Annotated in this window: 12 protein-coding genes; 3 read left to right on the top strand and 9 right to left on the bottom strand. The window is 37.1% G+C overall.

What is annotated here, in order from left to right:
* Positions 1 to 548: 548 nt before the first annotated feature.
* Positions 549 to 1223, bottom strand: a complete 675-nt coding sequence (locus BMG01_RS09400; RefSeq protein ID WP_004913809.1) for a cyclic nucleotide-binding domain-containing protein — start codon at positions 1221 to 1223, stop codon at positions 549 to 551.
* A 90-nt stretch (positions 1224 to 1313) separates the two neighbouring features.
* Between BMG01_RS09400 and BMG01_RS09395 the strand changes: the two genes are divergently transcribed.
* Positions 1314 to 1994, top strand: a complete 681-nt coding sequence (locus BMG01_RS09395; protein WP_004913811.1) for a YjjG family noncanonical pyrimidine nucleotidase — start codon at positions 1314 to 1316, stop codon at positions 1992 to 1994.
* 77 nt (positions 1995 to 2071) lie between these two features.
* Here the strand turns inward: BMG01_RS09395 and BMG01_RS09390 are convergent, their stop codons facing one another.
* Positions 2072 to 3274 (bottom strand): ATP-binding protein, encoded by a 1203-nt coding sequence (locus tag BMG01_RS09390; RefSeq protein WP_004913814.1) that lies wholly within the window; start codon positions 3272 to 3274, stop codon positions 2072 to 2074.
* Positions 3275 to 3399: 125 nt separating this feature from the next.
* Between BMG01_RS09390 and BMG01_RS09385 the strand changes: the two genes are divergently transcribed.
* Together BMG01_RS09385 and BMG01_RS09380 are read left to right on the top strand one after the other, a co-directional pair.
* Positions 3400 to 3930 carry a GNAT family N-acetyltransferase gene (locus BMG01_RS09385; protein ID WP_004913816.1) on the top strand — a complete coding sequence of 177 codons (531 nt, stop codon included), beginning with the start codon at positions 3400 to 3402 and terminating at the stop codon, positions 3928 to 3930.
* A gap of 107 nt (positions 3931 to 4037) precedes the next feature.
* Entirely contained in the window at positions 4038 to 4607 is a 570-nt protein-coding gene (locus BMG01_RS09380) for a GNAT family N-acetyltransferase (RefSeq protein WP_036067703.1), read from the top strand.
* A gap of 25 nt (positions 4608 to 4632) precedes the next feature.
* Here BMG01_RS09380 and BMG01_RS09375 read toward each other — a convergent pair whose 3' ends face one another.
* The 7 genes from BMG01_RS09375 to BMG01_RS09350 all read right to left on the bottom strand — a co-directional run bounded on the left by BMG01_RS09375 (position 4633) and on the right by BMG01_RS09350 (position 11336).
* Positions 4633 to 5082, bottom strand: a complete 450-nt coding sequence (locus tag BMG01_RS09375) for a GNAT family N-acetyltransferase (RefSeq protein WP_004913819.1) — start codon at positions 5080 to 5082, stop codon at positions 4633 to 4635.
* Positions 5083 to 5235: 153 nt separating this feature from the next.
* Positions 5236 to 6267: a polysaccharide pyruvyl transferase family protein gene (locus BMG01_RS09370; RefSeq protein ID WP_036067701.1), complete on the bottom strand. Its 1032-nt coding sequence runs from the start codon at positions 6265 to 6267 to the stop codon at positions 5236 to 5238.
* Positions 6268 to 6291: 24 nt separating this feature from the next.
* Positions 6292 to 7665 carry a sugar porter family MFS transporter gene (locus BMG01_RS09365; protein ID WP_004913827.1) on the bottom strand — a complete coding sequence of 458 codons (1374 nt, stop codon included), beginning with the start codon at positions 7663 to 7665 and terminating at the stop codon, positions 6292 to 6294.
* 144 nt (positions 7666 to 7809) lie between these two features.
* Complete coding sequence (locus BMG01_RS11595; RefSeq protein ID WP_004913832.1) at positions 7810 to 7932, bottom strand: hypothetical protein; 123 nt, start codon at positions 7930 to 7932, stop codon at positions 7810 to 7812.
* A 308-nt stretch (positions 7933 to 8240) separates the two neighbouring features.
* Positions 8241 to 8675, bottom strand: coding sequence for an Rrf2 family transcriptional regulator (locus BMG01_RS09360; RefSeq protein ID WP_036066962.1), 435 nt, complete (start codon positions 8673 to 8675; stop codon positions 8241 to 8243).
* A gap of 89 nt (positions 8676 to 8764) precedes the next feature.
* The gene (locus BMG01_RS09355) at positions 8765 to 9616 is read right to left on the bottom strand and encodes an NAD(P)H-binding protein (RefSeq protein ID WP_004913842.1); all 852 of its coding nucleotides are present in this window, start codon (positions 9614 to 9616) and stop codon (positions 8765 to 8767) included.
* Positions 9617 to 9728: 112 nt separating this feature from the next.
* A complete protein-coding gene (locus BMG01_RS09350; RefSeq protein WP_036067699.1) occupies positions 9729 to 11336 on the bottom strand; it encodes a malolactic enzyme in 1608 nt (535 codons plus the stop codon).
* Positions 11337 to 11591 lie beyond the last annotated feature (255 nt).

The following is an 11591-nucleotide window of genomic DNA, read 5'->3' as shown; positions in this document are numbered from 1 at the left end:
TAAATTCAGCTTATCATCAAATTTTATCGATGCATAAGCTTATTAAAATAGCGCTTCTTTAAGATATTTCACCTCCTTTAATTCAACCGTGATTTTAATTTCCACTTGACTTATTACCACATGTCTTCTTATGTAAGCGCTTACGTAATTACAAATAGAATATATACCAAGCATTCGATATTGTCAATTAATTGAACTAGCATCCCTTTTTCGACACCAAAAAACCATGACACATGATATTGTCATGGTTTTAAACGACGCTTTCACCAACATACTATCAAGCTGATCAACCACTTTCCCAAAGAAGATTTGTAATATTAATCATTTAATAAAAATAGGTTATAGTTTTACTCAAAAATCGAGAATTTTAGTATATATGCTTTTATTTTTTCCTGATGCGTACTGTTAATATCACAGCTGTCAACAATATCCCCACCATATTTACGGTAAAATGCCAAGGCGTCATTTTCAGCTAATACCTCGACGTACATATTTTGGTGTCCAAGTTTGCGTATATTATTTTTTGCTACTAAAATGACCATTTTGAATTATTGCAACTCGGCATGATCACTTGTTGTTGCAGTAATACTGAGCGATTCTATACGTTGCATGTTTAATCTGTACTTATTACGACCAATTTTATCAATAAATCCTTCATCTACAAGTTGGTTATAGGTGTACAAAAGATGTCGATAACTGATGCCTAAATATTCCATCACAAGTTGATGGGGTTCACTATATTCAGAGTTATAAGCGTCATTCAGCATAAAAGTCGCTAATCTTTCCTTAAATGAATACGCTTTAGCAGTCAACATCAAATCAGTACGTTTGATAATTTTATTAGCCAAATAATGATTAAATTGTTGTAAAAAAGCAACATCATTAATCAAATATTTAGTTACTATTGCTTGCGGAATTGCTAAACAAACGCTGCTTCCTAAAGATACTACCTGTTTGTAGCTAGTAGTGACTCCGACTAACTCTAACTCACCAATCCAATCATTTCTATTCAAAAATTCTAGCAGTGTGCTCTCACCGTCATTGGATAAAAAAATGACCTTGGCTCGTCCTTGAAGTAATAATAGAAGCCTTTTTTGTGTTTGATTTTCTTCAGAACTAGTTATCATATCGCCATTCTTAAAATAATGAATTTCACTATTTTTGTACACGTCCGCTGGTAAACTTTTTAAATTGTACTGATCAATCATGGTTGATGTAATCATAATTCACCTCCATAATGTGCGATTTAGCATATTTGGATTATATCACATTGGTTATACTAAAAATAACGTCAATCACTTAGGAGAATAATCATGATTAAAAACATCATATTTGATTTAGATGACACCTTACTAGATTTTCAACGTGGTGAATATGAAAGTGTTCGTAGTATTTTAAAAAACGCCGGTGCCCCCGATATAGAAGAAGCCTTCAAAATATATGGTCAAATCAATGCCAATGTTTGGCAGCAAATTGAATCTGGTGAGGCAGCACAGCCACTACTAAATCGCAGATTTTCTGATACGCTAAATCAATTAAACATTAAGTCCGACGGTCAACAATTGGAACAAATTTATCGTGAACATCTTAACCATAATTTTCATGTTATTCCCGGCGCCACAAATTTATTAAAACAACTCAAATCAAATGGATCTAGACTAATTGTAGGCACAAACGGTGTCGCAAAAACACAACATGAGCGATTAGTTGGTTCAGGAATCAACAGTTATTTTGATGAAATTTTTATTTCTGAAGAAATTGGTTACAGAAAACCAGAGCCTCAATTTTTCGAAACAATCTTAAACAATAATCCTGACCGAAACATCAGCAATACTGTAATGATTGGTGATCGCCTTTCAGCCGATATTGTAGGGGCTAATGCCGTTGGTATGAAAAGTATCTGGTACAATCCCCATCAAAATCAAGCCACCAGCAAATCAGCTCCCACCTACATCGCAAACGACTATCAGGATATTTTAAATTTAATATTGTAATTGTAAGCCAAAATGCTTATCATCTATAAAAACAGCTAGTGGTGGAACCCCTTTGAACGTTTCACCACTAGCTGTTTTTAAATGTCAAATGAGATATTATTTGTATTATGCTCGACACTAGCCGGTGTAATTTGAACTAACGTAACATCAGATGAATTTGCCGTTTTTAAAAACGCTTCCCCAACTGGTAATGCCATTAATTCTAGTAGAGATTTTTTCATTGCTGGTGGTAACACGTCAACTTCCTCTGGACTGCCTAAACGATGACAAATGAAGCTACCAAATTGTCCGATTAGTTTTGCGGACAAATCTAACGGACTTTGCGTACTCAGCATCAAATCAACGCCAATTTTGCGTCCTTCACGTAAAATTGAAAAAATGCCATTGTCCGATGCGATTAACTTTGGCAAGTACCGATGTGCTTCATCAATAAAAACCACAACCGGAAATTGCTGCGGGAAGCGTTGCCGATTAATCATCACTTCACGTGTTAAAATATCTATTAAAGTTTGGCTTAAATGTATGTCGTTTGCGTATTCAGATAAATCAATAATTAGGCTTTGTTCTGAAGCTCGGTGCGTTACAAACAAATTAATTAAATAGCCAAAATCATAGTGAACAATATGGTTATCACTGCTGTCTTCCGGTAATTCAGTCACTTTTAATGATCGCAATGCCAATCGTAGTGTTTCTAAATCAGACCAAACACTCTGTATCGTGTCTTGATCGTATTGCTGGCCGAGTAACGTGAAATCGGCTTTATCATCATTTCTGGGGATGACAAATTCTTCAATTAACTGATCAGCAATCAAATTGAGATCGAAGTCTTTATTAGCAATGCGTAATCGTTTAAGGTTAAATTGATGAATATCTCTTGTTCTATCGATTTTCTTATAAACAGCTGTCGACTTTAACACATTACGCGAAATTTGCAGGCTTTCAATCGCAAGTGGTAATTTTGATAATAATTGGGGATGAGTGATGTCTAACATTTTGCCAATTTCATTGGCATTCAGATGATTAACATCCAAAAAACTATCCCGTCCAAGCACTACTCGTCGTGAATTCGGGATTGATTGATATTCTCCAGTTGGATCAAGAATAATTAAATTTTGGTGGAACGCCTTCATTCCCATCATAATCGATAGTGCCGTTGTAGACTTTCCACTACCCGTCACACCAGTAATCAAAAGGTGTTGCGCCAACAAATTGTCCAATTTAACCGGCTTATATTGTTGATTAACGCGATTAAAAAATAATGTTTCAAATTTTGTTTCCACTGGTTGCCCCCTTAGTTTAAAACAAGGTAATCGTACCATTATATGCAATAAAAAAAAACAGCAAACGATTAATTTCAGAGATAGTGTAAAATAGATAACAGTAATAATAAGTGGAGAATTAACCTATGGCTTCTGACATCACATTAAAACCAATTGAAACACAAGATTTACAATATTTTTGGCAAATCAGCTATGGTCCATCCGCTGACTTGAAATGGATGGGCTTAAATGGTCCGTACTTCCAAGATCCTGTCCTGAATTGGGAAGATTTTTATCAGCGCTTTTATCCGGCCAACATTAATAACCCGATGGTAAAACTCATTATTTATAACGGTGAAATTGTTGGATTAGTATCAGTGTACTGGGATGATGGCAAACTAAAACAGTGGTTAGAGGTTTGTATTGTGATTTACGATTCCAGTAAATGGGGATTGGGCATTGGCGCAGTTGCTTTAAAGCAGTGGCTCAACGAAATGTTTGCGCTTTTTGACTACTTACCCCATATTGGTTTTACGACATGGTCGGGTAACATCGGTATGCAAAAACTGGGTGATAAAGTGGGCATGACAAAAGAAGGTGTGATTAGAAAAGTAAGGTATTGGCATAATCAATATTATGATTCAGTTAAGTACGGTATTTTGAGAAACGAACTATAAAGAGTGGCCGTCGCCTTTTATTTTCAAGTTTACAAGCAACTTTTATTAGTTTATAATGACAGATACTATGTATTTCAAATAAGGTTTTAATTTAAGGAGATTTATTTGTGTTCAGCTTTAAATATGACGATGATGTTAGTCTATCATTGCCCTTACCAGATCAGGATTCAGAAGCATTGTACGCGCTGGTCGAAGACAGCCGTACTACCCTGGCCCAATGGTTACCGTGGGCTGATCAGCTCCGCTCTGCAGATGATGAAAAAGAGTTTCTGAAAACAACGCTAACTCACTTCGGCACGGGGGATTCTTTAAATTGTGTGATCCGTTATCGTAATCAGCCAGTTGGTATGGTCAGTTTTAATCGAATTGATAAAACACACCAACATTCCGAAATCGGCTATTGGCTAGGCAATCAATGGCACCACAAAAATATTATGCACCGTGCCGTCACAGCCTTACTAACAATTGGCTTCACAGAATATAACCTACGTAAAATTATTATTAATGTCGACGTTAATAATGATGCAAGTAATCACGTTGCTCAGAAATTAAATTGCCATTTAGATGGTACTAAACGTGAGGACATCTTATACAACAATGGTAAATTTGCAGATATGAACGAGTGGTCATTATTACGTTCGGAGTGGGAAAAACAGGACAAAAAAAGCAAAGAATGAAATTATTCTTTGCTTTTTTTCGTGCTTAAATCATATACTGCATATCAAAATCTACTACGCCAAGATATTGATTTGTCGTTGAGTTCCCCATGTCTTTAAAACCTTGTTTCAAATAAAATTCATGAGCTGAGGCGCGCGCTGACAAACTGACACGTTGATAGCCTTGCTTTTTGAAATCAACAAGTGCCCAGCGAAACAATCGTGATCCAAGTCCTTGATGTTGATATGACGTATCGACCGCAAAAGATACTAATCGTAGGGTTTCAGCGTCTTTTTGGTAAGTTGAAAATGTTGCCACCAACACATCAGCCACCGTAATGCCATAAAACTGATTATTTTGCTCAATCATCATTTCTTCAGGTGTAATTAATTTGCCGAGAGGACTCCTTAACACAGCGTTTCTCAAATTAATATTTTGTTTATAAAGTTGTTTGTTCGTTGTTAAAAATTTTTGAAAAACTGGCTCGTTGGTCACTAAAATAATTTCCTGTTCTATTGTTTTATTTCATCATTTTATCATATACAACGAAAAAAATAATCAACAATATTTACTTTGGCAAGAAAATACTCTTCGTTTGTTTAATGCGCATTAACGATTTTAAACTAACAATATTTGAACGGAGACGTCTCAATCATTTTGTCTCTTGTGCGCATAACCTCTAATCACATCGCGTAGTTGTCTAAAGTCCTTTTTAACATCATAATCATGCCGCTTTTGTGCTACAAGATAACGCATGAGTTCTTTAATACGGTCAATATCAGTTTCATCAGTATAATCAATCCAGTTTACATGCTCTAACCAGTCAATGTAAGCATGTTTACCTTTGCCATAGCTATTACCAAATAGTAAGCACGGCGTACCTGTTAATACAGAAAAAACCATCGCATGCCAACGGTCAGTGATAATCATTTCTTGATGTGAAAACAACACAAGTTCTGCGTCAAATAAAGCTTCACGCGTAACTGGTGTTATTTTTTGTGGTTCATCTAAAACAGTATCAACACGATCAATTGGCCGTTCTGTCCCAAGCATTTCTTTGATATTATCAATTGTACTTTGCTTAACCACTTTCTCAGAGTCATGACGCAGCACAAACAAGGCGCCGTGACGTTTGAATTTTAGATCAACAGCATTCATATATAGCACCATGTCAGGTGTAAATATCACTGGATTATCGAAAGTGGTTTGCATGCGATGAAAACTTTGTGCATCACGTGCAACGAGTACAAGATTTGGATTTTTCCGATATGCTGCCTGGCTTTTTTTCTTTTCAATTTCACCGTCTTCATTTTCCTCAAAATGGATTGACTGTGGAAATGAAATCGTCAAATTATTGACAAACGTGGAAAAGACTTTCCGTCTCGCTTCTTCATGATTATGATACAAATTACCCATGTTACCACCACCAGTAAAAGCGATAATATCCTTGGGTTGTAAATGTTCTTGGATGACTGGGATAGCGTAATCGTCATCCTCTTCCAGAATTTCAATGTATTGATATTCTGGAAATTCATTTTCAATATATTGGCGCTCTGCTAACGAAACAGCTTGATCGCCCATGTTGGTGTAACTTGGTACACCAAACATATAAAACTTTGGCCGACTATTGTCAGGAATTTCGTGGACAACTGTGGTCGTATCAACGTAAAAATTTGCCATTTGACTGATTACTCCTTTGATATATTATAATTTTGCAGTTTGATAAGCATCCGACATCTTGCGACTATTAACAAATAGAATAGATAATACAATACTGATACCATTTGTTAGTGCAAACACAAAGAAGACAACGGCTGTTCCTAACCACGCAATCAATTGTGGATAAATTAAACTAATGAAAAAATTAGTAATCCACGTTGTCGCTGTTGCCACAGACATGAATTGTGCTTTAACTTTTCCGGGAAACATTTCTGCTAATAACAACCAAGTTACAGGACTGACGATACCTTGATGATTAGCCAAAAACAGTGTCAATGCAATCAATACCAATGCATTTGTGACTGTTTGAGAAAACACAGTCGATTTCATGATGGCCCCTAACAACGCCAAAAAAACAACGTTACCAATTAAACCAATAATCAATATTCGGTGATGATTGGTTTTCTCAATCATTCGGGTCCCAAAAATACTTGCAATAACAGACACAACACCAATTAGGATATTTGCATACAGCGAACCGCCCTCGCCCATACCAACTTTTTCAAGTAAAATAGTGCCATAATACATGACCGTATTGACACCTGAAATTTGCTGAATTAATGCTATTACGATACCAGTGATTAACAGGTATAATAATTTTTTATTTTGCAATGCGCGCGACCAGCTGAATTCTTGGTCATCCGATTTTTCAATCGCTTCAGTCTCATTTTTAATCAGTGAATTTGTATTCTTGAATCCCAAGCGACGGAACAACTGTCTGGCACGATTAAACCGTCGCTTGAATAACAGCCATTGTGGGCTACCACTAATATGAAATGAATTAATCCATAAAATCACAGATGGCACAGCCGCTGACAGAACCATTACACGCCAGATTGGTCCCCAATCAGACCAAATATTGCCTAAAATAGCATTGACAACAAAGGCACATAGTTGCCCAAGCACAATGAAAATAGCATTTTTGTTAACATTTGCACTTCGTAAATTATCTGGAGAAATTTCTGCCAAATACATTGGTGATAAACTTGAAGCCGCACCGACCGCAATACCTAGCACAAATCTAAAGATTGACATGGACCAAAAATTCACAGCAGCTGCACACAACACAGTTGCCACCGTAAAAATAATCGCAATTAATCGCAGCGTTTTTTTACGACCAAATTTGTCAGCTACTTTACCACACCCTAGTGCACCAATACATGCACCAATCACTAGTGAACTTGAAACAATGCCTTGCAATGATGGCGTAAGGTTTAGTTGGTCTGATCGGCTCATAAAGGCTAAAGCGCCATTGATCACACCAGTATCATAACCAAATAAGAAGCCTCCTAAGGAAATAACATAAACGCAGTAATTCAAAAAATTAAGTTTAACTTTTTTATTCGTTTTGTTTTGCATACTTCTCCACTCTGTCCTTTATCTGTCTTCGCTTTTTCCTATCTAATCACTTATCAACAGCGAGATGTCAAAAAGTGTTTATAAAAAAGCCTCCTTTGTATGAAACAAATTAAAGACTTAGTTACTAAGTTATTCTAATTAAGCCTAATCCGCCTTTTTGTAATCAGCGTTTTTAGGATTATGGTCAAAGACATTTTCTTTGTCAGTTGACTCAGGATCGTCCTTCTTGTTTTGTGATTTAACATCAATTTTTTCTTCTTCAGACATACAAATATTCTCCATTCATCAAGCTTGAAATCAATAATTCTTGTAACAGGTGATTATTAATTAGCGGTGATCGCACTCACTGCCAATTATTCAGTCACCACAACAATTCGTGTTTCAAATAAAACTCATGTCTCCTTCCATTTGTAGTAGCGATTACATTAATAATACCACTTTGGTTAAATAAGCAATAAAATAAGGCTCAAAAATTGGTTTAACACAATTTTTGAGCCTCTTTGCATTTGTTGGTTTAATTTCAATCCGAATAGTGTTGTAATGACTGATTTTTTTCGTCGGGATTGATTCAGATTCTATTTCGTTTTGTATTGCTGTAACACCAAAATATCTTTTATCACATCACTAATGCTGATACTCTTCATGCGATCATAAGCTGTCGTTTCTATGTCTGAATAAATACCATTGAGTGTTTGTTGAATATTGCCGCCAACAATACAGTCTGGATTAGTTTTTGGATCAATATGCAATAAATTGTGATCGATACTAATCGCAATATAGACATCATAGAGGCTGATTTCTGTTGGTGATTTGGCCAACATCGGTGTTACCGCGCCCTGCCTTGTGGTAATAAACCCACTTTCTCGTAACTCACTCATTAAATTGCGGACAACACTAGCATTGGCACCAATGCTGGCCGCGATCATTTTACTAGATAAATCGCCATCCCGATAAATATCTAGGAACGCTAAGATATGTATTGCATCACTTAATTTATATGAAAATCGCATCAGCTGACCTCACTTTCTTCCTAATAAGTATCGCATAAAAAATGACATAACACAGGTTGTTATGTCATTTTTTATAGACAGCTTGCCAATTATCTGATAATCTCTTTCAACGCTTCAGATAAAGGCGTCACATCATGTCCCAGGAGTTGAGGCAAGTCATCACTAGGATGTGCTAATGAGCCATCATCAATGGGTGTTTGAAATGATGTTACCATAAGTGCTGTGTCATGATCTAAACCATTTTTTTCTAATTGTGATGTATAGTCACTTTCAGAAACTTGCTGAATGGTAGATGACGCATTGAAAGTGCTTTTAACTGTCTCGCCAAGTGTTGCAAAGTTAATCGAAGGACCAGACAATTCGTAAATTTCTCGTTCAGCACCATTAGCTAAGACGTTCGCTGCAGCTTCTGCATATTCACGTTCTAATGCCCACCGTACTTTTTTGTCTGCCCAATAATAAGCAGAAGCATCACTAGCAGCAGCTTGCAAAAAACTCGTTTCATTTTCTAAATACCAGTTATTTGGCAAAAATGCGTGCGATAATTTGGCCGACACAATGGCTTGTTCCGTCCCACGGTGGTCTTGCGCCAAGAAATTCTCAGATTCATCAGCATGAGGAAAACTAGTATAAACCACAAACGACACATGATTAGTTGCCAAAGCATTGACAACATTTTGATGTTGTACTAACCGTGGCACTTCGCCACCCGGCTGCGATGAAATAAATAACACACGATCAATACCCGACAGCGCTTTCGTCATAGCTGATTCGCTATCATAAGATGCCTCACGTACCTCGATATCTTTGAAGGCTTGCTTAGCCTTTTCTGCGTTTCGCGCGATTAGTACAATGTCTTTTTTATCAACAAGCGTTAGTAAGTGTGACACAGCTGCGCGGCCAAATCGACCAGTAGCAGCAGTAATTGCATATTTAACCATGATAAATTCCTTTCGTAATAAAAAAGTTTATAATTTATTATAACATAACTTGTTGCTTTTAAAACAACAAGTTATTAAAAAAAAGACCATAATGGTCTTTAATATGGTTTATTTAATACTCTGGTAACCACTTCAAATCTGCAACAGCTGTCTTAGCATCAGTCACGCCTTGTGCGATACCTTCATCAATGGCAACTTGCGCTACAGCAACAGCAACAATTTGTGAAAATTCATCCAGATGAGAAACAGGTGGCAAAACAGCCGTACTATCGTCTGTTAAAGTGTCAGCTAATGCGTGCGCAGCTGCTGAAATCATGCCCTGCGACAATACTTTTGCACGTGCTGCAATCGCGCCTAATCCCAAACCTGGATAAACTAAAGCGTTATTGCCTTGCCCAATTTGGTAAGTTACACCCTCAAAAGTCACGTCAGCGGCTGGAATACCAGTGGCAATTAATGCTTTACCTTTACTCCATTTGATCAAATCTTGTGCACTTGCTTCAGCGAGCTTGGTTGGGTTAGATAATGGGAAAATAATTGGTCGATCAACATAGCTAGTCATTTCACGAACAATTTCTTCGGTGAAAGTCCCTGGTTGGGTTGACGTGCCCACCAAAATGGTTGGCTTAATTGTTTTAATCACCGCAGTGAGATTGGTGAGTTCGTCAGCATTAGTAAATTCTGAGCGTGAACGAGCAAAAGGTTGTTGCGCAGGCGTCAAGGTATCATCATCATCAAACAACAATCCTTGCTTATCAACCATGTAGAAGTGCTTGCGGGCTTCGTCTTCACTCAATCCTTGTTTAACCATTTCAGTATAAACTTGGTTTGCAATCCCAGCGCCCGCTGATCCGGCCCCAAAAGTGACATAAGTTTGATCAGTTAGTTTTTTGCCTGTCAGCTTCATTGCCCCCAAAACACCTGACAAAACGATAATGCCTGTGCCTTGAACATCATCATTAAACGTTAGAATTTTATCTTGGTATTGCTTCAAGATACGCGCTGCATTGGAACGTCCAAAGTCTTCCCAGTGCAAATAAACATTTGGAAATGCGGCTTCAATTTCGTCAACAAATTTTGCAATGAAATCATCGTACTTTGCCCCACGAACACGTTCATGCTGATTGCCTAAGTATAGTGGATCGTAAAGCAATTTCTGATTATTTGTACCAGCATCAATCACAATTGGCAACACATTTTCCGGATTGATACCAGCTGCAGCGGTGTATACCATCAACTTGCCGACTGAAATATCAACGCCGTTAACACCCCAATCACCAATACCTAAAATACCTTCAGCGTCGGTGACAACAACTAATTTAATATCGCGACCATTTGCTGCACCAAGTAAAGTTTCTTTAATCGCTTCAGGATGGTTGACATCCAAAAATGCTGCCTCTTGTGGATCAACATAATTTTCTGAATAATTTTCGATTGATTCAGCAATTGTTGGATCGTAAACAATTGGCATAAATTCAACAATGTGCTGCGAAAAAACTTTGTAAAACAACACGCGATTCGTGTCAAAAATTTGCATTAAAAATTTGCGTTTTTCAATATCTGATGTCTTAGTTTGATATTGTGCGTATACCTGCGCAGCTTGTTGTGCAATTGTCTGAACAACCGGTGGCAATTGACCAACAATATGATATTGTTGACGTTCTGCCTGTGTAAAAGCTGTGCCTTTATTTTTAAAAGCATCATTTAAAATATTTGTCATGTCCTGATCCCCTCGTATAGTAAGTTTAAAGACTTACATTATTTTTTATTTTTATGACTGTTTTCTCTTCACTAATTGAACACCGTATGATAGTCTCTAATTGTCATTGGCTTTGGTCAACTGGTATTGGTTTGATCCCCCTGTAGTTTAACTACTTTAAAAGACTGCCGCCCTGACAATCACTGCAATCGCCAACCACATGCTGTATCGATTATGCTGGCCACTGATATTGAGTAGTATCAGTTGTAGCTTGGA

This window comes from Leuconostoc sp. BM2 (genome assembly GCF_002095565.1).
Lineage (GTDB): Bacteria > Bacillota > Bacilli > Lactobacillales > Lactobacillaceae > Leuconostoc > Leuconostoc falkenbergense.
This window is presented reverse-complemented; position numbering and strand designations above follow the sequence as displayed.

What these genes read in the sequence shown, in the direction of transcription:
- BMG01_RS09400 (WP_004913809.1), bottom strand. Translation starts at nt 1,223, where the DNA reads ATGATTACATCAACCATGATTGATCAGTACAATTTAAAAAGTTTACCA.
- BMG01_RS09395 (WP_004913811.1), top strand. Translation starts at nt 1,314, where the DNA reads ATGATTAAAAACATCATATTTGATTTAGATGACACCTTACTAGATTTT.
- BMG01_RS09385 (WP_004913816.1), top strand. Translation starts at nt 3,400, where the DNA reads ATGGCTTCTGACATCACATTAAAACCAATTGAAACACAAGATTTACAA.
- BMG01_RS09370 (WP_036067701.1), bottom strand. Translation starts at nt 6,267, where the DNA reads ATGGCAAATTTTTACGTTGATACGACCACAGTTGTCCACGAAATTCCT.
- BMG01_RS09365 (WP_004913827.1), bottom strand. Translation starts at nt 7,665, where the DNA reads ATGCAAAACAAAACGAATAAAAAAGTTAAACTTAATTTTTTGAATTAC.
- BMG01_RS11595 (WP_004913832.1), bottom strand. Translation starts at nt 7,932, where the DNA reads ATGTCTGAAGAAGAAAAAATTGATGTTAAATCACAAAACAAGAAGGAC.
- BMG01_RS09360 (WP_036066962.1), bottom strand. Translation starts at nt 8,675, where the DNA reads ATGCGATTTTCATATAAATTAAGTGATGCAATACATATCTTAGCGTTC.
- BMG01_RS09355 (WP_004913842.1), bottom strand. Translation starts at nt 9,616, where the DNA reads ATGGTTAAATATGCAATTACTGCTGCTACTGGTCGATTTGGCCGCGCA.
- BMG01_RS09350 (WP_036067699.1), bottom strand. Translation starts at nt 11,336, where the DNA reads ATGACAAATATTTTAAATGATGCTTTTAAAAATAAAGGCACAGCTTTT.